This window comes from Streptomyces plumbidurans (genome assembly GCF_019857225.1).
GTDB lineage: Bacteria > Actinomycetota > Actinomycetes > Streptomycetales > Streptomycetaceae > Streptomyces > Streptomyces plumbidurans.
In genome coordinates this window covers 61,619-82,617 of sequence record NZ_JAFJSY010000054.1, presented here as the reverse complement: position 1 = coordinate 82,617, position 20,999 = coordinate 61,619, and the positions used below count along the sequence as shown (strand labels likewise).

Sequence of the window (20,999 nt, the reverse complement as noted above, 5' to 3'; positions counted from 1 at the left end):
AGCAGCAGGACGAGTTCGCCCTCGCCTCCCACCAGAAGGCCGCCGCGGCCCGCGAACAGGGCCTGTTCGACGCCGAGTTGGCGCCCGTCGCCGTCCCGCAGCGCAAGGGCGATCCGGTGGTTCTCACCTCCGACGAAGGCATTCGCGCGGACGCCTCACTGTCCGCCATGGCCGGCCTGAAGCCGTCCTTCCGACCCGATCGTGGCACGGTCACCGCGGGCAACGCCTCACCGCTCAGTGACGGTGCCGCCGCGCTGCTCCTGACCGACGAGGCAGGACTCGAAGCCACAGGACGTGAACCGCTGGCCCGCGTAGGAGCCACGGCAGTCTCCGCGATCGATCCGCACTACTTCGGCCTGGCCCCCGTCGAAGCGGTCAGCAGGGCGCTGCACAAGGCCGGCCGGACGTTCGCGGACCTCGACGTCCTGGAGCTCAACGAGGCGTTCGCAGCGCAGGTGCTCGGATGCCTCGCCGAATGGCCCGACCTCGACCCGGCCGTCCTCAACCCGCAGGGCGGTGCCATCGCACTGGGACATCCCCTAGGCGCGTCCGGTGCCCGCCTCGCGGGAACGGTTGCCCACCAGCTCGCCCGCCGCGGCTCCGGTACCGGCGTCGCCACACTCTGCATCGGCGTCGGACAGGGCCTCGCCCTCATCCTCGAACGGTGATCTGCCGTGCCAACTAGATCCCATATGAGACCACTTGAGCGAGTCCCAGAGGTTGCGCACAGCGGCGACGCACCGTCGCGCCATCGCGCCGCGGGATCGGCGGACGTACCGGGCGCATCGCCGACGAACGACTCCGGGCCGTCATTCCGGCAGCCCGCGACGACGAACGGAAGAGGTAACCCATGACAGGGACGACCGGCAGGGTGGCACTGGTGACGGGCGCGAGCAGCGGCATCGGCGCGGCCACCGCGCGTCTTCTCGCCGCACGCGGTATGCGGGTGGTGGTCAACTACCTGACCAGCACCAAGGCCGCCGAGGAGGTCGTGACCGACATTGAGGCCGCCGGTGGCAGTGCCATGGCCGTGCAGGCCGACGTGCGGGATGCGGCGGCCGTCGAGCGGATGGTTGAGCGGGTGGGGACGGCCTGGGGAGGCGTCGACGTGCTCGTGCACAACGCGCTCATCCCCTACGCGGTCAAGTCCTTCCGGGACATGTCGTGGGAGGAGCTGGGCGGCAAGCTCGACGCCGAGATGCGTGCGGCGTACGCCGTCACCAAGGCGGTGCTGCCCGGCATGACGGAACGGGGCTGGGGGCGCATCGTCTACCTCGGTACGGGACTGAGCCGTCGGCCGCGCGCGGGCATGATCGCGCTGGGGACGTCCAAGGCCGCCCTGGAGCAGTTCGCTCGCTACCTCGCCCAGGAACTCGGACCGCAGGGTGTCACGGTCAATGTCGTAGCGCCCGGTCCCGTGGAGTCCCGTATCGCCGACGACGTTTTGGACGACGCGACCAGGCAGCGGCAGGTGGGGGCGACTCCGCTGGGCCGGCTGGCACACGCGGAGGACGTCGCGCATGCCGTCGCCTTCTACGCGGACGGCGACAACGCCTTCATGACCGGGACCACCGCCGCCGTCAACGGCGGCATGGCCATGTACTGAGCGCGAACCACGTCCGCACCCCGAACTCCCCTCCCCCCCCTCCCCCAGTTCGGCCCACGGCCGGACCGCGACCGGCACACCGCCGCCGGAAGGACCACGCATCCATGGACACGATCGATCTCGCCTACGTCGGCCGCGGCCTGCACGAGGAACTGGCCGCCTACATAGCCGACCAGGAGAACTACTACGCCGACGAAGGCGTCCACGTCGCTTTGCGCGACGGCTGCACCTGGGACGAGGAGCGGCTGCGCCGCGGCGCCACCATCGGGCTCGGCCGCGCCCTGCTGTCCCGGCTGACCGACGGCACTCCCTGGGTCGGGCTCAACGTCAACACCCATCGTCCGCTGTTCTGGTTCCTCGCCCGCCCCGGCCTGGATTCCTTGGCCGACCTCGCCGGACGGCGCCTGGCGGTACACGCTCCGCACACGGCACCGGGCTGTTTCACCCGGATCGTGCTGCGCAGGAACGGCCTGGATCCGGACCGTGACGTGCAGACCGTCGTCCGGCACCCGGGTGACTACGGCATGGACCTGCGCCGGCTGCGCGACGGTGAGCTGGACGCCGCCGTCGTCGGCAGCACGATCGCCCCGGAAGCGGTGGCGGCCGAGTACGGCTGGCGGGTCCTGGCCTGGATGGGCGACCACTTCCAGATCCCCACCGTGGGTCTGGCCGTCGACACCACGTACACCGACCCGGACGATCCCGCGGTGCAGGCCGTCCTGCGCGCACACCGGCGCGCGCTGAAGGTGATCCGCGACGACCCCGACACCACCGTGCGGCACATGCTGACCTTCCTCGGCGGCCACACCGAGGAAGAGGTTCGGGCGCACTACGCCACCTTCATCGCACCGCACTTCACGCTCGACGGCCAGGTAGACCTGGCCGTCGCCGACGCCGCCATCACCGCGGTCTCCGCCGAACTCGGCGTCCCCGCCACCTTCACCGCGGACGCGTTCTACCGCACCGCTCCTGCCTCCCGGTGACCCTGCTCCGCTGACATCGGCAGGTGTGCGAGGCTCCCGTGTGTCCGGATGCGCCGCCGCCGTGACCGCTGCCGGCGTGGCACATCCGGGCGCTGCCGGAGCGCCGTACCGTTCCGAAGCACCCTTCCGGTGCACTCTTCCGACGCACCCTTCCGACACCCCGTTCCTACGCACCGCGGAGCAACCATCAGCAACGACAGGTACCCGACCCTGGCGGATGTCGTCGCCGAGGACCTCGACGTCGTCTTCGTCGGGATCAACCCGGGGCTGGCTTCGGCTCATCGGGGCCACAGCTTCTCGACCCCGGGCAACAGGATGTGGCCGGCCCTGCACCGCTCAGGCTTCACGCCGCGCCGGTTCCGGCCCGAGCAGGAACGTGACCTGCTCGGCCTTGGGCTGGGCATCACGAGCATCGTCCGAAGGCCCACGGCCCGAGCCGCGGAACTCACGCCCGACGAGTACCTCCGGGGGGGCGAGGACCTGGTACGACGTACGGCAGCCCTGCGTCCGACGTGGCTAGCGTTCCTGGGCGTCACCGGGTACCGCGCCGCGTTCGGGGCCGTCGAAGCGCGCGTGGGCGCGCAGTCGGCGAGCATCGGCGACGCCCGCGTGTGGGTCCTGCCGAACCCCAGCGGCCTCAACGCGCACTACCCGCCGGCCGCTCTCGCCGTAGAGTTCGCCAAGCTCAGGGTCGCCGCCGGTCTGCCCGACCGTTCGGGGCTGATCGGCGACGGCCCGTTCGGTCAGTCGGCCCGCTGAACAGGCACTGCTTGTCGGCAGTGCGGCACCAACCACCTCGGGCATTTCACTAACACGGCACTGCTGTGGGACCAGCTGCCTACGGACACTCCAAACTGGCCAAACCTGCCGCTCACCCACGCACTCCAGCGCAAACTCCCGGACAGCGGCCCCCTCGCCGTCGCGGCGCACCCCGGCGGAGCCGACACCACCGGATCCAAGTCCGCGATGGCCCACTCCTCGATGCTTACGCGCGCCGCATTCGCAGCCATCCACCCGCTGCACCTGCAGTCCCCCGCGATGGGCGCCCTGCCGGATTCCGACAGAGCAAGAGGCACCCCAAAGCCGTACGCTCCAGCCCGCAATCCCACGATGCCGAACTCCAGCGGTGCCTGTGGGCTGGCTCCGAAGAACGCTTCACAGCCCGGCGATGAGTTTACGAGCCCCGGCCGGTCCAAGCTGGTGACAACCCAGGACCCAAGACCCAAGACCCAGGACCCAGGACCCAGGACCCAGGAAAGGACATCGCCATGTCGGAGCTTCTCGTCGACTTCATCACCTCCCTCGACGGCTGCGCGTCGGGAGAGGGATGGCCCGGTTTCTGGGGTCTCGAAGGCCCGGAGTACCTCGCATGGCTCGGTGAGCAACCCGAGGTCACCTACCTGATGGGAGCGAACACCTACCGCCTGATGTCGGGCTTCGCAGCAGGCGAGGTCCCAGGTGGCCAAGACGAGTTCAGGCCCGAAGAAGAGGCGTCCGTCGACGAGCTCACGCAAGCGTCCAAGGTGGTGTTCTCGTCCTCACTGCAGAAGCCGCTGACGTGGGCCAACTCCACGCTCGTCCGCGACGACGCCGTCGAGACGGTCCGCGCCATGAAGGCGAGCGGCTCCGGGCTCCTCAGCACCATCGGCAGCCTCAGCCTGTGCCGGTCCCTGCTACGAGCCGGACTCGTCGACCGCTTCCGGGTCGTGATGTTCCCGGTGATCACCGGGGCCACGGGCCAGGAACGCATCTACGACGGCTATCCGGACATCGCCCTCGAGATGATCGAGCACCGCACGTTCGACGGTCGCATCCAGCTGGTGGAGTACAAGCCCACGGTGCTCGAGCACCCGCCGCTCGGCGGTTCTGCGTGACATCGCCCTGTACGCCGACCTGGGCGACCGCCTGGCCATGTACCCCCCCGGGGCTCCCCTCTTGCCGCGACGAATGAAGGCGTCTTGACCCTCTCCCCGCGGGAGGGTTCAAGGTCGCTGCCATGAGCAGCAATGATCTCGATGAACGTCTCGACGAACGGCGCGCTGTGGTGGCGGGCGCGAGCAAGGGGACCGGGCTGGCGACAGCACGGCGGCTACGCGAGGCCGGGGCGGAGGTGGTCACCATTGCCCGTACGCCGCCGGAGACCGCCGACCCCCTCTTCGTCCAGGCCGACCTGAGCACCCCCGAGGGAGTCGCCTCGGCGGCCGCGGCAGTGACCGAGCTCGTGGGCGTCCCGGACATCCTGGTGCATGTGGTCGGTGGCTCGCGCGCCCCGGCCGGCGGGTATGCGGCTTCGGGCGACGGGGTGTGGGCGGAGGAGCTTGCCGTCAACTTGTTCTCGGCGGTCCGGCTGGATCGCGCGCTGGTGCCCGGGATGACCTCTCGCGGGTCGGGTGCCGTGGTGCACGTGACCTCGATCCAGCGCCGTATGCCGCTGCACGATTCGACACTGGCGTACGCCGCGGCGAAGAGCGCCCTGGCCACCTACAGCAAGGGGCTCGCGAACGAGGTGGCGCCGCATGGTGTTCGGGTAACTCGGTCGCCCCCGGATTCATCCGCACCGATGGTGCCGAGCAACTCCTCGCACGCCGGATGAGAGAGGGCGCCATCACCCGGGAAGCCGCTCTCGACGATCTGATGCAAGTCCTCGGCGGTATCCCGCTGGGTCGGCCCGCCGAGCCGGAGGAGGTCGCCGAGCTGATCACCTTCCTGGTCTCGGACCGGGCGAGTGCGATCACCGGCGCCGAGCACGTCGTCGACGGCGGCACCCTCCGCACCCTCTGAAGCCGGAGAAGACCATGCAAGACATCCAGGAATTCGCCAAGGAGTACTTCACCGCGGCGACAGATCCCGATCGCGAGCGCTACTTCGCGCTCTTCGACGACGACATCGTCGTACACGACGACGGACGCAGCTACGAAGGGATGACGGCAGTGCGCCAATGGCGCACCGCAGTCCCGCCCGTGCACTACGACCTCCGCGACGTCACGGGGACGGCCACCGCGTGTCAGGCCGTCGCAGAGGTCTCCGGGGACTTCCCCGGCAGTCCGGTCACCCTCCGGTTCACCTTCGAACGTGACGCACGAGGGAAGATCACAATGCTGGACATCACACCCTGAAATCCGGGGCTTGACCGACTCGGGCCCGAGGCGACCCGGACCCTGGCCAATCCGGGCACGGGCCGACCCGGATGTGTACGACGAGGAGGACAGCATGTCGGAGCGGTGGACGATCGGCGAGTTCTCCCGGATCACACACCTGAGCATCCGTACCCTCCGCCGCTACCACGAGCAGGACCTCCTCGTCCCCGCACAGGTCGACCCGGTCACGGGGTACCGCTACTACTCCCCCGCGCAGGTCCGGCCGGCACTGACCATCAGACGGCTGCGCGAACTCGACCTCCCGCTGGCAGACCTCCGGAGCTTTCTCCAAGCGGAGTTCGACGGCACAAGGGGGGCGGGCGAGGCGGGCTGCCCAGCGGCGCGACAGATCGTCGCCGCCCACCTGCGTCGGCTCGAAGACCGACTGGGCCGAACTCAGCGAGCGATCCAGGCCCTACGGGAACTCCTCGACCCAGAGGCTCAACGGGCCGTGAGCCTTGAGGTCCTTCCGCCCCAACGCGTCCTCGCGGTGTCCCTCGACGTCCCACCCGGCGCCGACCTGGGCTGGTACGACGCGGCCATGAACGACCTGGACATGGCAGCCGGCAGCCGCCCCGTACTTCCTCCGGGCGGTCGCTACGAGCACGCCCTGTTCACCGACGGGCACGGCCGCGCCACCGTCTACCTCCCGGCCGAGGCACCGATGTCACGGTCAGCACCGGCCACCGTGAAGCCGGTCCAACTCCCCCAGCGTGCCGCCGCAGTTGCCACCCACCACGGCGCGCACGACGACCTCGACCTCACCTATGCCGCCATCGGCTCCTACGTGGCGCACAACGCCCTCCACTCTTCGAACCTCGTCGAGGAGATCTACCTCGTCGGCCCACGCGACACCGACCAGCCCGACCGCTGGCGCACCCTCGTCGCCTGGCTGATCGACTCCGACACGGGCCGATCGACGACGCCGTAGCATGTGCGCCGCCCGACCCGAAAAGCGTGCGCCGCCTTCATCGCCGCAGCCGGCCTCGCTCTCCCCCCTCGCCCCCACACCCACCCCAGAACCAGCGCTTCACCAGCGGCTGAACGGATCTCTCGACCCCTTCGAGTTGCCGCCGGGCGAGCAGCTCTCGCCCGCCGAGCGGTGACTTCCAAAACTGGCTCAGTGGTGGATCACGGCCGAGTGGTACTCCCCGTGAACTGCCGGATGCTGAGGGCGAGTTCGTCAAGTCGCCGCTGCTCAATTCGTGGCAGGGCAGGGAGCGGCTGGACGGCCGCACGGTGCTCGACGGATCGCGTGGAAGATCGGGGAGTTGGCGAAGACGGCGACGAGTTCGGGACCGATACAGCGGGCGACGCCAAACACGTGCGCTTCCGCCTCTTCCAGCGTCAGCGCGATCATTGCTGTCCTTCTCTCACACCATCTGGTACGGGTCAGGCGCGCGCCGGGCCGGACGCGAGGATGGAGCGGCGTAGCGACGGGTAAACCGCTACACCCCCGCGTGGGGCGCTCAGTTGAAGCCGCCTCTGACAGGCACTCAGGATGCGGCCCGCGTGTGGAAGAGCGGCCGCAAACCTACGCGGCAGCGCTGCCCGCTCGCCCGTTCAGACGGCGAGGCGACCGCCGTCGGCCACGATCACCTGGCCGGTGACGAAGCTCGCGCGCTCGCTCGCCACGAACGCGATGACCTCGGCGAGTTCCTCGGGGGTGGCGTTGCGCTTGAGCGGGTTGACCTCGGACCAGGTCGTGAACTGGTCGGCGCCGATGAAGTCCACCACGTTGTCGCTGTTCACGTTCCCGGGGGCCACCGCGTTGACGCGGATGCCGTGCGGGCCCCACTCCGCCGCCCAGCTGCGGGTGAAGGACTCGACGGCCGCCTTCTGAGCGCCGTAGGTCGCCATGTGGGGCATGGCGACGGCGGCGGCGATACTGCTGATGTTGATGATGTTGCCGCCGCCCCGCTCGATCATCCCCTGAGCGAGTCGTGCGCTGAGGACGAAGGTGGCGCGCACGTTGGTGTCCCATGACTCCGCGTTCGCTTCGATGTCCTGGTCAAGGGTCGGCTTGATGCTGGCGCGGTAGCTTGCCGCGTTGTTGACCAGCACATCGATGTCACCCGCCTCCTTGGCCAGCCGCTCGACGTCGGCGAGTTCGCTCAGGTCGGCCAGGATGAACCGGGCCTTCCCTCCGCCGGCGGTGATGTCGTCCACCACCTCCGCCCCGCGTTCGGCGTTGCGTCCGGTGATCACTACCGACGCTCCGTCGCGGGCGAACGCGTGCGCCGTCGCGGCGCCGATACCTCCTCGCGACCCCGCACCCGTGATCAGGACGCTCTTGCCCTCGAAATCCATGCCTGTGCTCCTCGGAAAAAGATGTTTCACGGCGCGCCGAAATCAGGCTGCAGCAGCCCTCCGGCTCTGATGGCTGCGCCGGGTGAGCACCACGGTAGGAACGGGCTGACATAGAAGCAAATAGTGGCAACGTATACTCTGCATTGACATCTCTTATGTCATGTCGAAGGTGGGACGCTCATGAATCTGCGCCAGTACGAGTACGCCCTGGCCGTCGCCGAAGAGGGCTCCATGACTGCGGCGGCCGAACGTCTCCAGGTCACGCAACCCTCTTTGTCGCAGCAGATCGCCGCCCTGGAGAAGCACCTCGGAGTGCGGCTGTTCACCCGCGTCCCGAGCGGCGTGACGGTGACCGTGGCAGGCCGGGCTTTCCTCGCCGAAGCAGAGATCGCGACGACCGCGTCACGGCGTGCCGTCACGGCCGCCCGCGCCGCCGACGGGGAACTGTCGGGCGAGCTCATCATGGCCGTCCACATGGGCCTGGGGGCACGCCAACTGCCGCACGTACTGGGGCAGTTGCGGAAGCGGCACCCGAAGCTGCAGGTGACTCTTCATGAGGAGCCCGATCTCGCGGAGATGGAACGACTGTTCCGCCAGAACACCCTCGACATGATCCTCGTGCACAGCATCCCCGCCGGGTGCACCTTGGACACTCACCCGCTGGGCGAGGAGGCCTACGTCGCCGTCCTCCCGAAGGGGCACCCGCGCCTTGCCGACGGCGCCGCCGTGCGCCTGGAGGACCTGGCGTCCGAGGGGTGGATCCGGTTCCGGCGCGCCAGCCTGCTCGACGACTACCTCGCCCGCCTGCTCTCCGACGCGGGTCTACGTCCGCACACGGTGGCCCGAGCGTCACAGATCTCCACCGCGGTACGGCTCGTGGCGCAGGGCCTGGGCGTCACCGTGGTTCCGGCCTCGGCCATCCCCGAAGGCTTCGAAGAACTGGCCTGCCCACTTGCCCCTTCGCTGGCCGAGCCCGTCGTCGTCGGCGTGCGGCGCAATCCGGGTGCGGCGGAGGCGGCCATGCTCGACCATCTCAACCAACAGAACTGGTGCGGCACGGGCCTCCTCTGTCAGCCCGCAACTGTTTGATCAACTGTCTGAGCGTTCGCTGACGCGAGCTGCTCGACCGACGCGTACGCAGGTACGCCGCACGCCACTCCCGCGGCAGGGGTCTCCGTGTTCCGCGACGGCTTTCACCGCGGCAAGCGCAGGGGTGCAGCCGCTAGGCAGGCCAGCCGAGCAACGCCGTGTCGACGATCTCATCGAGCTCTGCAGGACCGAGGCCGTTGGCGGCCTGCACTGCGATGCCGAAACCCATCGTCATGATGAACCGGGCAAGACGCCGAGGGTCGGCGTCGCGCGGAAGATCGCCCTCGTCGACGGCGCGCCGGAATCGCTCCTCGAGGCGGACCCCCGCGTCGTTGCGCCAGTCGACAAGCAGGTCGTGGGCGGCCCGGTTCTCGTCGCTCGACGCCAGCGCACCCTGCACGGTCAGGCACCCGGAGGGGCCGTCGGCAGGGGTCGTGGTACAGACCGCTCCGCGGAGGAACGCCGTGGCCACAGCCCGCGCGGTGGGCTCCTCCAGGGCGCGGGTGGCGTAGGCGGCCGGTCCCGCGCCGTAGCGCTGGAGGGCCTTGCGGAACAACTGCTCCTTGTTGCCGAAGGCCGCGTACATGCTCGTCTTGGTGATCCCCATGGCGCTGGTCAGTTCAGCGAGGCTCGCACCTTCGTAGCCTCGCGCCCAGAACACCCGCATCGCGCGTTCCAGTGCCTGGTCGGTGTCGAATCCTCGCGGCCGACCCATGACGGCCCTGCGTGAATCACCCATGTCACAAGCGTACCCCTCGGTACAGATCTGCAGTGACCGGCAGTTTCATCCCAGCCGAGCGACCCAAGCACAGTTCAGTACCGACCGGTCTTGATGTGCTACAGTTCTGAACCGATCGGTACTTAACGAATGGGAAGGGAAGTCCGCGCCATGAGAACCGTTTCGCTCGGCAGCCTCGAGGTCTCACGCATCGGTCTCGGAGCCATGGGAATGTCGGCGTTCTACACCGGCTCCGGCCAGTTCGACGACGAGTCGATCCGCACGATCCACCGTGCTCTGGACCTCGGGGTCACCCATATCGACACCGCGGAGGGGTACGGCCCCTTCATCAACGAGGAGTTGGTCGGCCGGGCCGTGCAGGGGCGCCGGGACGAGGTGGTGCTGGCGACCAAGTTCGGATTGATCTCCCACACCGGTGGCTCGGCTCCGGACAGCACCCCGGCCAACATCCGCCTGGCCGTGGAGGGATCACTGAAGCGCCTGGGCACCGACTACATCGACCTCTACTACCAGCACCGGGTGGACCCCGGCACGCCCATCGAAGACACCGTTGGCGCACTGGCCGAACTGGTGGCCGAAGGCAAGATCCGCCACGTCGGCCTGTCAGAGGCCGCCCCCGCCACGATCCGCCGCGCTCACGCCGTGCATCCGGTCACCGCGGTCCAGTCCGAATACTCGCTGTGGACCCGCGACCCGGAGACCGAGATCCTGCCCGTCCTGCGTGAACTGGGTATCGGCTTCGTGCCGTACTCCCCGCTCGGCCGCGGCTTCCTGACCGGCAACATCCGCTCCCTGAACGACCTCGACGTCGACGACTGGCGCCGCACCAACCACCGCTTCGCCGACGGCAACCTGGAACGCAACCTGCGGATCGTCGACGAGGTCCGGGCCGTGGCCGCCGAGATCGACGCCACGCCCGCACAGGTCGCCCTGGCCTGGCTGCTCGCCCAGGGTGATCACATCGCACCCATCCCCGGCACCAAGCGAGTAGTCCGGCTGGAGGAGAACGCCGCTGCCGACCGCATCGAGCTCTCCGCCGGCCACATCGCCCGCCTCAACGACCTGCCCCCGGCCTCCGGCGAGCGCTACGACGCGGACAACATGGCCGCCATCGACCGCTGAGCGAAGACGTACCACCAGGCATGCGGCGAGTCGGCATCCGAGCGACGAGTGCCGTGTTCCCGCTGACCGTCGTGCGCTGGTCGCACTTGTGTACCTGCGCCGCTACGACACCCTCGCCCGTATCGCCAGAGCCTTCGGGATGTCCGTCGGCACCGCCCACGCCTTTGTCACCGGCCATCACGGGCCTGGCCGGTAAGTCCTGTGGCTGTCGCCGGCACTACCGGGCCGGGCCTACGACCTGACGGCCGCCCGCACTCACAAGATCTTCCAGACCTGCGGGCCGCCCTCGCCCTGGAGAAGCAACGCTGAAAACCCTCACTGATCAGACACACCCGCAATCCCTTCGTGCCGCACACAACGGCCGGTCCGGACGGCCATGCGGCCGTCACCGCGGCGGCAGCCACGATCACGCCTGCCAGGACGAAGGCCCAGGGAATTCCGCCCGGTTGGTCGACGAGGGTGCCCTCCGCCGCTCCTCCGGCCGCGTTGGCGGCGACGGGAACGGTGGCGATTCACGTGTACGCCTCGGTGAGCATGTCTGTAGGCACGACGCGGCCCACGAGGGAGATGTAGACCGTCAAGCAGGCGGCGATGACACCACCGCCGAGGGCGAGCGCTGCGCCGAGTCCCGTCGGGCCGGGCAGGACAGCGAGTGCCGCAAGGCTCAGGGCCACGCCGCCAAGCAGCCAGGCGAGTTGGCGGTGCAGGGGCGCTCGTGGCGGCCAGGCTCCGTACCAGAGACCGCCTACGGCTGATGCCAAGCCCCACACCGCGAGCAACAGGCCGGCCAGCGCGGCGCGGTCATGACCGGCGTGCGCGGTGGCATGGGCGGGAACCGCCACGCTGGCGGCACCGTACGTGGTCGAAGAACACGCGGTCGCCCTCGAAGACGGGCTGCAGCTGCGAGAACTCCTGCGATGTGACCCAGCGTGTGTCGCTCACCTCCCCCGGATGCATCACGACGTCGCCCTGCTCTGCCTCCGCCGTCCACCAGTGCAGGCCAGACGTGCCGTCCTCGCTCTGTGATTCCCAGACCTTGGCCACGGGCGAGACCCTCAGGCCGACTTCCTGGGGGACTTCCTGGATCAGGGCCTCCCGGTCCTTCACGCTCCTCGACGGATGCCGCGGCCTGAGCCAACTGCGCCTTCAGCGAAAGGACTTGGCGAACTTCCCGGTCTTTTTCCGCGCGGGCAGGGATGTCAGGCCAACACCTCCCGCAGCCAGGCCTTTTCGGCGCGGCTGGTCGCTCGGGCGATGGTGAGCATGCCGCGCCGGTAGGGGTCGTCGGTGTCGTCTGCGCCCAGGCCGCGCTCACCGTCGTAGAAGAAGCTCGCGGGTTGTTCCAGGAACTCAAGTCGCCGTCGCAGTACCGCGTGCTGGTCAGCGATGTCGGGCAGGTGGGACAGGAACGCCAGGACCGTGAAGAATCGCGTGCCGTCGCTGATGTCCAGGCCCTTGGCATTCAGCAGTCGGCGCAGCAGCTCACGGTGGCCGGCCTTGGTCAGACTCAGGGTGTGTCGCTGAGCGGCCGAGGTGCCCGGTTCAGTGCGCCGCTCCAGCAGCCCGGCGCTGACCAGCCGATTGATCGCCGGGTAGAGGCTGCCATCGCTGACCGGCCGGGTGTGGCCCGACAAGTGCTCTATCCGGTGGCGCAGTTGATAGCCGTGCAGCGGGCTCTCGGCCAGAAATCCCAGGATCGCTAGTTCAAGCATGCTGCTATTCTCGCACCTCGAAACGAGGTACCTCGAATCGAGGCAGGAGTCATGGCATACACCGAGGAATGGGTGAGCACACGGGCGCGCAACGCGTACGAGCGCGGCCGGGCATCGTTCGACGTACGACCCGAACGCACGGCACTGCTGGTGATCGACATGCAGGACGAATTCGTCCGGCCCGGCTGGAGCCCCTACTGGGTGCCCGCCGCCACCCGGATGGCGCCCAGGTTGCACCGACTGGTCGAGGCATGCCGGGCAGCCTCCGTCCCGGTGCTGTGGACCATTTTCGACGACACCCATCTCGGACTGGACCGGCCGCGCGCCCTGCGGTTCCTCCCGCACGCCGACACCGACTGGCGCCGGCCGGGCCCTGCCGAGGTGTGGGCCCCGATGGGCCGCCGCCCCGACGAGGCCGTCATCCGCAAACCCTCCTACGGCGCGTTCTACGACACCCCGCTCGACACGATGCTGCGCAACCTCGGCCGCGACACGGTCATCGTCACGGGAACGCTCACCAACTACTGCTGCGGCACGACCGCCCGGCAGGCCTACGAACGCGGCTACAAGGTCGTCTTCGGCTCCGACGTCACAGCCACCGACGACGAGTCGCGGCAAGAACCCGAACTCGCCGTCCTCCGCAAAGGTTTCGCCCTCGTGCTTACCGCCGACGAGATCACCGACCGACTGGCAACACCGGCCGACTGATGCCCACCGCTCCCTCGCCGAGCAGGAGCGCGGCAACCGCCTGCGGGGCCTCATGCATGGCGTCGTGGCCTGTCGGCAATTCGTGGACCAGCCAACCGGGATCGGCCAGAAGCCGGGCGCGCAGTCCGGCGAGCGGCGTCCTGTCCTCCCACCCCGAGCAATAGACGAACTCCCGGCAGGGAACCTGGGTGGCCTTGTCCGTGAGCCGGATCGTCTGCAAGAACGAGGCGAGGGGATGCGGACGGCGGCGGGGATCGCTCCCGTCGGGCGGTCGGATTGAGTAGCCGGTGTGCGCAGCGCCGGCAGCAGCCGGGTTGCGAAAATACTCGTTCGTCGACGACCACCAGGACTCACCGTCGCGCGGCACGAAAGCGTCAAGATGCACCAGCCGCGAGATCCGGCCGGCCACGAGATCCGCGACGGCTGAAATGACCATGCCGGCATAGCTGTGGCCGACCAGCGTCACGTCGGCGAGCCGGCGACGATCCAGATGCCGCAACATGTCGTCGGCGTGTGTGTCGAGGTTGGCGCTCGCGACGGCCGTCGCCTCGTCGTCCGGCCCCAGACCGGTCAGGGTCAGGGCGTGCACGGCATGACCTGCACGCTCCAGCAGCGGAAGCACCGCCTCATACGACCAGGAACCCTTCCACCGCCCGGCACCAGAACGAGCGGGGCTCGTTCACTGCGCGGCGAGCGAGGTTGGGTCACCGCGCGGCGAAACGCGGCCGGCCTCTTCGACGGCGCGGATGCTTTCGTGTGAGCCGCCTCCGTCGCAGGGGATGACCGCTCCGGAGATGTAGGAGGCGGCCGAGGACGACAGGAACAGAGCCAGGTCGGCGATCTCCTTCTTGCTGCCGAACCGGCCCAGCGGAATCGTCTTGATCCCCTCGCCGTTCGGGTCGTTCGGCGACAGGCGGGCCATGCCCTCGGTTCCGGCGATCGGCCCTGGCGCGATGGCGTTGACCCGGATCCCTTTGCTGCCCCACTCCAGGGCCAGCACCCGCGTCAGCTGATCGACGCCGGCTTTCGCCGCGCACACGTGCGCCTGGTACCGCACCGGGATCCACGCCTGCGGCGCGGTGATGTTGATGACCGAAGCCCCCGGGGAGAGGTGCTCGAAGCCGGCTCGCATCACATGGAAGGTGCCGTTGAGGTCGATGTCCACGACCACCTTGAAGCCGTTCGAGGACAGCGCGGCCGCCTCGGCGAGGAAGTTGCCCGCCGCACCGGAGACCAGGACATCGACCGGCCCCCACTGCGTGGCGACGGTCTCGAAGGCCTCGCTGACCGAGTCCATGTCCCGCACGTCACACACGAACCCACTCACCTTGCCCCCGTGGGCGCGGAGCCGTTCAACGGCCGCGTCGACGTTGGCCTGCTTGCGGCTGGCCACCGCCACCGACGCTCCTGCGGCGGCGAACGCGTCGGCGACGGCGAGGTTGATACCCGTCGTGCCGCCGAAGACGACGGCGTTCTTGCCGGTGAAGTCGAACTGGACGTCCATGCGCAATGTCTCCTGGCGCTCCGCCGACGATCGACACCCGATGGTCGGCCCTACTGTGGCGCGGTCAGCCTCACCGTAGACGACAAAATAGTCAAGTACTCGTGGAGGACACCTAGGCTCGGCCGACCACGAGCCTCGCAACATGCCGCTGCACAGCGCCTTTCTGCCGTGAAGCGCCTCACATTCGACTCGACAATATTGTCAGTCAAGGCGGATTCCTGGATTCTGCACGCAGTTGCAGGATCGGGCTTCGGACACCGCCGACACGTGGTGACCGCCTCCTGCCCCGCCCCTCTGCCCCGCCCCTCCGCAGGCATCCGAAAGGGACCCCATGCCCGCTCAGCCCGTCGTGGTGGTCGACACCGACCACCACGTGTGCACGATCCGGCTCAACCGCCCCGACCAGCTGAACAGCCTGAACCTGGCTGCGCAGACCGAGCTACTGAGTGCCTTGCGTACGGCGGCCCGCGATGCGGATGTCCGCGCGGTCGTCCTCACCGGTGCCGGTCGCGCGTTCTGCGCTGGACAGGATCTGCAGGAAGCGCGGAATGCCCCCGATGGGGGCTCGATGGCCAAGGCGGTGCGTGAGCGCTACAGCCCGCTCGTGAAGGAACTCCTCGCCATGCCCAAGCCGGTCATCGCCGCCGTCAATGGTGTTGCGGCAGGCGGTGGCATGGCCCTGGCGCTGGCCTGCGATCTCCGCATCGCGTGCGCCTCCGCGACGTTCACCACGGCATTCGCGCACATCGCGCTGTCCTGCGACACCGGGATCTCCTGGACCCTGCCCCGCATCGTCGGACGCGGCATCGCGCTCGACCTGCTGCTGCGCCCTCGCGTCGTCGGTGGGGGCGAGGCGTTCGACCTGGGCCTAGTGCATCAGACCGTCGCCGACGACGAGTTCGAAGCCCTGGTGCGCCGTACCGCGGTGGCCCTCGCTCAGGGGCCCACCCTGGCCCTGGCGTCCATCAAGAAGGCCGTGAACGTCGGCTCCCTCTCAACGATCGACGTAGCCCTCGAGAACGAAGCGGACCTCATCGCGTTCACCGGAGATTCGCAGGACCATCGCCGCAGCCTCCAGGCATTCCTGGCCAAGCAGAAGCCGCGCTTCATCGGTCGCTGAAAGTCCGGCGCGCCGGGCGCGGTCGGCCCACCCCGGTACGTCGGCCGGCCCCGGTGCACCGACCGCCCCAGAGCGACGGCGCATCTCGGAACGACTCAATCAGCCTGCGCGCCTCTGCCGTGCCCGCCCGCGTTCCAGCCCTCGTCCGGAGCGCCCCGCAGGCCCAGGGCCGAGGCCCACAGCCGCGACAGGTGATCGACGATCATGTCCTCGTCGAAAGCCTCGTCCAGGGTGTCGATGACATGCGAGACCTGTTCGACCATCGTGCCGAGGGCGATGGCTGTGAGCCGGGGGTCCAGGGCGGGGTTCGCCAGCCCTGCCTCCTGGAGGCGCTTGATGCCCTCCGTGCTGCGGCTCACATAGAGCTCGCGGATCTCCACCACCAGCTGACGCAGCCGCTCGTCGGTGTAAGCGTTCTGCTCCCCGAACCGCACCACCTTCGACGCCTGATCCCAGGCCCGCAGATAGCGACGATTCGACTCCACGATCCGCGCATACGGATCGTCCGGCGTATCCGGCGGCAGCAGACTCGCCGTGAACATCTCACCGGTGACGACCCGCACGACATGCCCCAGCAGGTCTTCCTTGGACTCGAAGTACGTATAGAACGTCCCGTACGAGACCCCTGCGGTCTGAGCAACCATCTCCGGAGTGAAGCCGGGCCAGCCCTGGCTTTCGAGGATCTCCCGGCCCGCACGGATCAGTGCGTCACGTGTACGCCGGCCCCGCGCGGTGGTCGGCGCCTCCGGCGTCGGCTTGATCCTCGGGCGTCCCATGCCCCGTATCCTCGCATGTCCCGCACAGGCCCCTGAGTGCTCCTCGCCACACACGTGCGCCCCGGGGCCGTGCGGCTTTGCCGTCAATCCTCATCGGCCCTCCCGGTCTCACGCCCCCGGCGCAACGCCCGCCCGAGCACAGTCGGCGGTATCAGTTTCGACGGCGGATCGAGTAGGGCCAGAACGCGGATGAGTTGGGCGGCGACCGTGCCGTCGGTGGCCGCCGCGGCCATCAGGCGGCTCATCATGGCGCCCTGCATCCTCTGCAACGGATTCGCGGGTCGATCCGGCTCGCCGGCCATCCCCCACGGCGCGTTCAGAATGCGCGTCGCACGGACGAAGAAGCCCGCGGCGATGTCGTACCGGCCGGTTGAGAGCGTGTCGGCCAGCGCGCGGGCCTCCAGCGCCGCCACTGTCAGGCCCTGCGCGTTGACCGGGCTCAACGAGCACAGCGCGTCCCCGACGACGACCAGCCCGTCCGGGAAACCGGCGAGCTTGTCGTACCGTCGCCACCGGCACGCGGGACAGCGGTACGCGGCGATGTCGCTGAGCACCTCGGCGGTCTTCAGCTCTGAGGCCACGTCGTCCGGGGCCGCCGCGGCGACGAACTCCTCGAATCCGGCCTCGTCGGTCGGTGGACGCAGGGCAGAGCCGGTTCCGGTGACGGTCAGTACGTGCCGGCCCTCCTCGACCGCCAGCAACAGCAGTCCGCGCCCGTTGGCCTTGACATCTCCGCCGATGAGCAGCGCCCGGTCGTGCTGGGGCGGGAGCCGGACCAGGCGGCTGGCGTAGGCGACGTCGACATCGACGCGTTGCTCGGGGGGACGCCCGTAGCCGAGTTGCTCGAGCCACACCGGCGTACGGCTGCCCCGGCCCGTCGCGTCGACCACCAGGTCGGCAGGCAATGTCTCCTCGCTGCTGCTGGGCTCCCGCGGCAGGATGCGTACGCCGGTGATCCGCCGGTCATCGCTGATCAGGCCGACCACGTCGGCGCCGAGCTCCATCCGCAAGCCGTCCTGGGCGACCAGCCGCCGGCGCAAGTGGCGCTCGTAGAACGGCCTGGTGGCGTGGACGGAGTGCGCGCCGACCGGGACTCGCGGCAGTTCCTTACCACCGAGGTAGAAGCGGTAGTCCGACAGCACGTCCGCCAGAACCGCGCCCTCGGCTCTCATCTCGTCGACCAGACCGGGGAAGATCTCGTCGACGGCTCGTGCCCCGGCCGGAAGCAGATTGTGGGCATGTCGGCCCTGAGGGACGCCCCGGCGGTATTCGTTGGTGGCCGGGTCCCGGTCGACAACCGTGACCTGACGGTAGAACTTGGTGAGCACTCCGGCGGTGAGGAGACCGGCGAAGCCGGCACCGAGGACGACTGCGTTTTCGTTCGGCATGAGACGTCATGCTTGGCGCTCCCCCATGCCCGTAAACAGGTCAATCGGTGTCCATCGGGTGTCCATGAACCTCGCGTTGCCACATCCAGTCCACGATCCGGGTCACGGCCAGGTCCCGGTGCCGGCGGTAGGTGCTGAAGGACAGGTGGAGCGACTGGGCCACGCGCTCCTGCGGTCCGGCCGGGTGCAGAAAGGTGCGGTCGACCAGCTCGAACAGGCCGCGGCGGTCGGCCCGCAGCGACTCGGCGGCCATCGCGAGGAGTTCGTCGAGCCCTGCGGCGGATGAGCGCACGACCCGCGATCGCACCAGCGGATTGCGCCCCAGCGCCTGCGGCAGGGGCAGGTCGCGCAGCGCCGCGCGGATCGACTCGGCGAACTCGGCCTGGGAGAGGACGAGTTCGGCCGACTGCTCCTTGGCCGGTCGGGCCGGTGCGCCCACCTCGTGGGCCGCGATGAGCTCCAGCCACTCGTCGACGCCGGTACGCCGCCAGTCGTGGACGAAGACCGGGTAGGTGGTGTCCCCGATGGCGTACGCCGCCTCGGCTGCGGGCCAGAAGTCCAGATAGCCGAGCGTCGGCTCCCACAACCCGGCATCCGCGTACGCCCCCACCATGGTCCAGGCCGAGCGATCACGGGTGAGGATGTCGAGGACCTGGCACACGGCGAACAGCGTCAGCGACGGCGAGGAAGCCTGCCCGTGGTCACGGTCGAGGAAGAACCGCCAGGCCCGCACGTGCTCGCCGGGGCGTGCCGCGCCGTGACGTCGGATGTACTGCCACATGCTGTCGACACCCGGATCCACCCCCAAGTCCTCGGCGCACAGGTCGAGGCAGGCGCCGTACCCCTGCGTTTGCCCGTCCCGTCCACGGAAGACCCGGAAGGCGTCCGGTTGGCGCCGCATCCAGTACGCCACCAGCGCGGCCTGCTGCGTCCCCTGAGCCCGGGTCGTCATCTCGGCGATCGGGGCCGTGTCCTGAGGCCGCAGCTCATCGATGTGGTGACCGACGGGCCGTGCGGCCGCGACGTATGCCGCGAGCCGGGTGCGCGGGCAGGTCACGACGATGGCGTCGGCCAGGAGCCGTTGCTGCTCCCGTGCGTCCGGCGCCGAGCGGATCCGCGCGACCAGGTCGGCGCGTACCTGGTGATGCACCTCGGCGTAGCGCCCGGGTCGCGCCATCGCAGGTCGGCGTCAAGGGCGTCGCGGACCATGTCGTGCAGGAACAGGCCGTACGGGCCCTCCTCGACGAACGACAACGTGCGCAGCCAGGTGAACAGCTCCCCGGCCTCGTCACCGAGCACGGATCGCAGGACGGTCTCGGTGATGACGTTGGCGTGCGCGCAGACTTCCAGCGCCAGCCGATGGCGCGGCCCCGGTACCTCGTCCAGGGTGCGGGTCAGCAGACCGCGCACCACGTCGGGCAGGTCCCCGAGTGTGCGCGGCAGTGCACCACCGCCCCGCCGCACCGCGTCCACCAGCATGGACAGGGTGAGCGGGTGGCCGTGGCTGATGTCGAGCAGATGCTCGTGGAACTCTGTGGGGACGTGCTGTCCGGCCAGGTAGGCGCGGCCGTCGCGGGGTGCGAGATTGCGCAGCGCGACGACCCGGATCAGCTCGCGCCAGGCGGGGTCGGCCAGCCACGGCGAGGAGGGCGGTTGTCGTGCCGCGATGACCACGACCGTGTCGGCGGGCAGCGCGGGCAGGAACACGTCCCGTACCCAGTCGTCGATCGGGGCGAGCAACTCGTAGGTGTCGAGGAGCAGTACCGCCCGGCTGCCGATGGAATGCGCTTCGAGGGAACTGGGGACCGGCGGCACGTGGCGGCCGTCGATGGTGATCGGATCGGCGCCGACAGACGCGGCGACCTCGGCCAGAACGTCGAGCAGTGCGCTCTTGCCGATGCCGCCGGGGCCGTGGAGAAAGAGCACGCCTCCCTCGCCCAGCATCGACCGGAACAGCTCGATCTCACCGGTGCGCCCCGCGAAGGCTCGACGTCGTAGCTCACTCAGCCGTTGCCTGATCATCGCCACACCGCGACACCACCCCTCTCGAACTGCACGTGTCGGCGGTCGGGTTGCGGCACGTCGTTGTTGCCACCAAGGACCGACTCCTGTCGGTCCCGCCCGACTGCGGTGCACTGTGTGCGGATCAGCGGGCGATCGAGATCGCGAAGGGCGCGAATCCGGTGGTCCGGATCACGTGCGGTACGAAGAGTACGGCGGCCTCCGTGGCACGGGCGGTCCTGATCCCGCCGAGATCGGTGATCCAGTCCTTGTGCCAGCCGAGGTCGGTGAGCAGGTCGAGGACGGTCTGCTTGGCCTGTGGGTCGTCGCCGGAGAGGAAGGCGTCGGGCGCCCGGGTGAGGGTGGCGGGTGCGGTCATCACCGGGAAGAGCATGGTGTTGAGGGTCTTGACGACGCGTGTTTCCGGGAGCGCTTCCTGGAGTTGCTCGGCGAGGCTCGAGCCGGGGTAGATCAGGTGGGCGGGCAGTCCGTCCGGTCCGTCGACGGTGGCGTTGGAGACATCGACGAGAATCTTGTCGCGCAGTTCCTCGCGCAGAGCGACGAGCCGATCCAGCGAGCCGGCTCCCGGGGTGGCGTTGATGACGATCCGGGCCGCACGGACGGCGTCGGCGGCTGCGCCCGGCGTGCGGTCCGCCACGTTCACCTCATGCCCTGCCCGGGTGAGGGCGGTGGCCAGACTGCCGCCGACGCGGCCGTTTCCGAGAACTGCGATCGTGGTCATGATGATCTGCTCCTTCTGGACAAGCAGGTTGTGGGGGCCGGTCAGCGTGAGAGCGTGGCGGG

At 69.2% G+C, this 20,999-nt stretch carries 23 protein-coding genes and 2 pseudogenes; 13 read left to right on the top strand and 12 right to left on the bottom strand.

What is annotated here, in order from left to right; genetic code table 11:
- The 8 genes and pseudogenes from JYK17_RS28970 to JYK17_RS28935 all read left to right on the top strand — a co-directional run.
- Positions 1 to 668: thiolase family protein (locus tag JYK17_RS28970; protein ID WP_222811521.1), on the top strand; the 668-nt coding region annotated here is incomplete at its 5' end.
- Positions 669 to 850: 182 nt separating this feature from the next.
- On the top strand, positions 851 to 1,606 hold the full coding sequence (locus tag JYK17_RS28965; protein ID WP_222811520.1) for an SDR family NAD(P)-dependent oxidoreductase: 756 nt from the start codon (positions 851 to 853) through the stop codon (positions 1,604 to 1,606).
- A 104-nt stretch (positions 1,607 to 1,710) separates the two neighbouring features.
- Positions 1,711 to 2,589 (top strand): ABC transporter substrate-binding protein, encoded by an 879-nt coding sequence (locus JYK17_RS28960; RefSeq protein WP_108016134.1) that lies wholly within the window; start codon positions 1,711 to 1,713, stop codon positions 2,587 to 2,589.
- Positions 2,590 to 2,799: 210 nt separating this feature from the next.
- Positions 2,800 to 3,348, top strand: coding sequence for a G/U mismatch-specific DNA glycosylase (gene mug, locus JYK17_RS28955; protein ID WP_234548416.1), 549 nt, complete (start codon positions 2,800 to 2,802; stop codon positions 3,346 to 3,348).
- Between the two features lie 509 nt (positions 3,349 to 3,857).
- Complete coding sequence (locus JYK17_RS28950) at positions 3,858 to 4,463, top strand: dihydrofolate reductase family protein (protein ID WP_222811518.1); 606 nt, start codon at positions 3,858 to 3,860, stop codon at positions 4,461 to 4,463.
- Between the two features lie 122 nt (positions 4,464 to 4,585).
- Positions 4,586 to 5,370: pseudogene (locus JYK17_RS28945) on the top strand (SDR family oxidoreductase).
- A 14-nt stretch (positions 5,371 to 5,384) separates the two neighbouring features.
- Entirely contained in the window at positions 5,385 to 5,705 is a 321-nt protein-coding gene (locus tag JYK17_RS28940) for a nuclear transport factor 2 family protein (protein ID WP_108016137.1), read from the top strand.
- Positions 5,706 to 5,799: 94 nt separating this feature from the next.
- Positions 5,800 to 6,657, top strand: coding sequence for a MerR family transcriptional regulator (locus JYK17_RS28935; RefSeq protein ID WP_222811517.1), 858 nt, complete (start codon positions 5,800 to 5,802; stop codon positions 6,655 to 6,657).
- Between the two features lie 267 nt (positions 6,658 to 6,924).
- Here JYK17_RS28935 and JYK17_RS28930 read toward each other — a convergent pair whose 3' ends face one another.
- Together JYK17_RS28930 and JYK17_RS28925 are read right to left on the bottom strand one after the other, a co-directional pair.
- Positions 6,925 to 7,086 carry a hypothetical protein gene (locus JYK17_RS28930; protein WP_181362682.1) on the bottom strand — a complete coding sequence of 54 codons (162 nt, stop codon included), beginning with the start codon at positions 7,084 to 7,086 and terminating at the stop codon, positions 6,925 to 6,927.
- 203 nt (positions 7,087 to 7,289) lie between these two features.
- Positions 7,290 to 8,036 carry an SDR family NAD(P)-dependent oxidoreductase gene (locus JYK17_RS28925; protein ID WP_222811516.1) on the bottom strand — a complete coding sequence of 249 codons (747 nt, stop codon included), beginning with the start codon at positions 8,034 to 8,036 and terminating at the stop codon, positions 7,290 to 7,292.
- Positions 8,037 to 8,216: 180 nt separating this feature from the next.
- On the opposite strand from JYK17_RS28925, the gene JYK17_RS28920 reads away from it, so the two are divergent.
- Positions 8,217 to 9,125 (top strand): LysR family transcriptional regulator, encoded by a 909-nt coding sequence (locus tag JYK17_RS28920; RefSeq protein ID WP_108016139.1) that lies wholly within the window; start codon positions 8,217 to 8,219, stop codon positions 9,123 to 9,125.
- 133 nt (positions 9,126 to 9,258) lie between these two features.
- On the opposite strand, the gene JYK17_RS28915 is transcribed toward JYK17_RS28920, so the two are convergent.
- Positions 9,259 to 9,864 carry a TetR/AcrR family transcriptional regulator gene (locus JYK17_RS28915; protein ID WP_108016140.1) on the bottom strand — a complete coding sequence of 202 codons (606 nt, stop codon included), beginning with the start codon at positions 9,862 to 9,864 and terminating at the stop codon, positions 9,259 to 9,261.
- Positions 9,865 to 10,014: 150 nt separating this feature from the next.
- On the opposite strand from JYK17_RS28915, the gene JYK17_RS28910 reads away from it, so the two are divergent.
- Both JYK17_RS28910 and JYK17_RS28905 read left to right on the top strand, forming a co-directional pair.
- On the top strand, positions 10,015 to 10,986 hold the full coding sequence (locus JYK17_RS28910) for an aldo/keto reductase (RefSeq protein ID WP_222811515.1): 972 nt from the start codon (positions 10,015 to 10,017) through the stop codon (positions 10,984 to 10,986).
- Between the two features lie 28 nt (positions 10,987 to 11,014).
- A pseudogene (locus JYK17_RS28905) lies at positions 11,015 to 11,263 on the top strand (transposase family protein); the annotation flags it as partial.
- Positions 11,264 to 11,498: 235 nt separating this feature from the next.
- On the opposite strand, the gene JYK17_RS28900 reads toward JYK17_RS28905, so the two are convergent.
- From JYK17_RS28900 to JYK17_RS28890, 3 genes are all read right to left on the bottom strand, one after another.
- Positions 11,499 to 11,828, bottom strand: a complete 330-nt coding sequence (locus tag JYK17_RS28900) for a hypothetical protein (RefSeq protein WP_222811514.1) — start codon at positions 11,826 to 11,828, stop codon at positions 11,499 to 11,501.
- Entirely contained in the window at positions 11,788 to 12,093 is a 306-nt protein-coding gene (locus JYK17_RS28895) for an NUDIX hydrolase (RefSeq protein WP_222811513.1), read from the bottom strand. Before JYK17_RS28895 ends, JYK17_RS28900 begins: the two co-directional genes overlap by 41 nt.
- A 92-nt stretch (positions 12,094 to 12,185) precedes the next feature.
- Positions 12,186 to 12,698, bottom strand: coding sequence for a PadR family transcriptional regulator (locus JYK17_RS28890; protein WP_222811512.1), 513 nt, complete (start codon positions 12,696 to 12,698; stop codon positions 12,186 to 12,188).
- Between the two features lie 51 nt (positions 12,699 to 12,749).
- Here JYK17_RS28890 and JYK17_RS28885 point away from each other — a divergent pair, with 51 nt between their 5' ends.
- Positions 12,750 to 13,406 carry a cysteine hydrolase family protein gene (locus JYK17_RS28885; RefSeq protein WP_222811511.1) on the top strand — a complete coding sequence of 219 codons (657 nt, stop codon included), beginning with the start codon at positions 12,750 to 12,752 and terminating at the stop codon, positions 13,404 to 13,406.
- Here the strand turns inward: JYK17_RS28885 and JYK17_RS28880 are convergent.
- Together JYK17_RS28880 and JYK17_RS28875 are read right to left on the bottom strand one after the other, a co-directional pair.
- Complete coding sequence (locus JYK17_RS28880) at positions 13,375 to 13,995, bottom strand: alpha/beta fold hydrolase (protein ID WP_308011718.1); 621 nt, start codon at positions 13,993 to 13,995, stop codon at positions 13,375 to 13,377. The two genes, JYK17_RS28885 and JYK17_RS28880, sit on opposite strands and share 32 nt — an antisense overlap.
- Before the next feature lie 90 nt (positions 13,996 to 14,085).
- On the bottom strand, positions 14,086 to 14,910 hold the full coding sequence (locus tag JYK17_RS28875; protein WP_222811510.1) for an SDR family oxidoreductase: 825 nt from the start codon (positions 14,908 to 14,910) through the stop codon (positions 14,086 to 14,088).
- A 331-nt stretch (positions 14,911 to 15,241) separates the two neighbouring features.
- Here JYK17_RS28875 and JYK17_RS28870 point away from each other — a divergent pair, with 331 nt between their 5' ends.
- Positions 15,242 to 16,030: an enoyl-CoA hydratase-related protein gene (locus JYK17_RS28870; RefSeq protein ID WP_128804286.1), complete on the top strand. Its 789-nt coding sequence runs from the start codon at positions 15,242 to 15,244 to the stop codon at positions 16,028 to 16,030.
- 95 nt (positions 16,031 to 16,125) lie between these two features.
- Here the strand turns inward: JYK17_RS28870 and JYK17_RS28865 are convergent, their stop codons facing one another.
- The 4 genes from JYK17_RS28865 to JYK17_RS28850 all read right to left on the bottom strand — a co-directional run bounded on the left by JYK17_RS28865 (position 16,126) and on the right by JYK17_RS28850 (position 20,937).
- Positions 16,126 to 16,806, bottom strand: a complete 681-nt coding sequence (locus tag JYK17_RS28865; protein ID WP_108012612.1) for a TetR/AcrR family transcriptional regulator — start codon at positions 16,804 to 16,806, stop codon at positions 16,126 to 16,128.
- A gap of 83 nt (positions 16,807 to 16,889) precedes the next feature.
- Positions 16,890 to 18,194 carry an FAD-dependent oxidoreductase gene (locus JYK17_RS28860; RefSeq protein WP_108012611.1) on the bottom strand — a complete coding sequence of 435 codons (1,305 nt, stop codon included), beginning with the start codon at positions 18,192 to 18,194 and terminating at the stop codon, positions 16,890 to 16,892.
- A gap of 40 nt (positions 18,195 to 18,234) precedes the next feature.
- Positions 18,235 to 19,371, bottom strand: coding sequence for a hypothetical protein (locus JYK17_RS28855; RefSeq protein WP_222811509.1), 1,137 nt, complete (start codon positions 19,369 to 19,371; stop codon positions 18,235 to 18,237).
- 969 nt (positions 19,372 to 20,340) lie between these two features.
- A complete protein-coding gene (locus JYK17_RS28850; protein WP_222811508.1) occupies positions 20,341 to 20,937 on the bottom strand; it encodes an NADPH-dependent F420 reductase in 597 nt (198 codons plus the stop codon).
- Between the last annotated feature and the right edge of the window lie 62 nt (positions 20,938 to 20,999).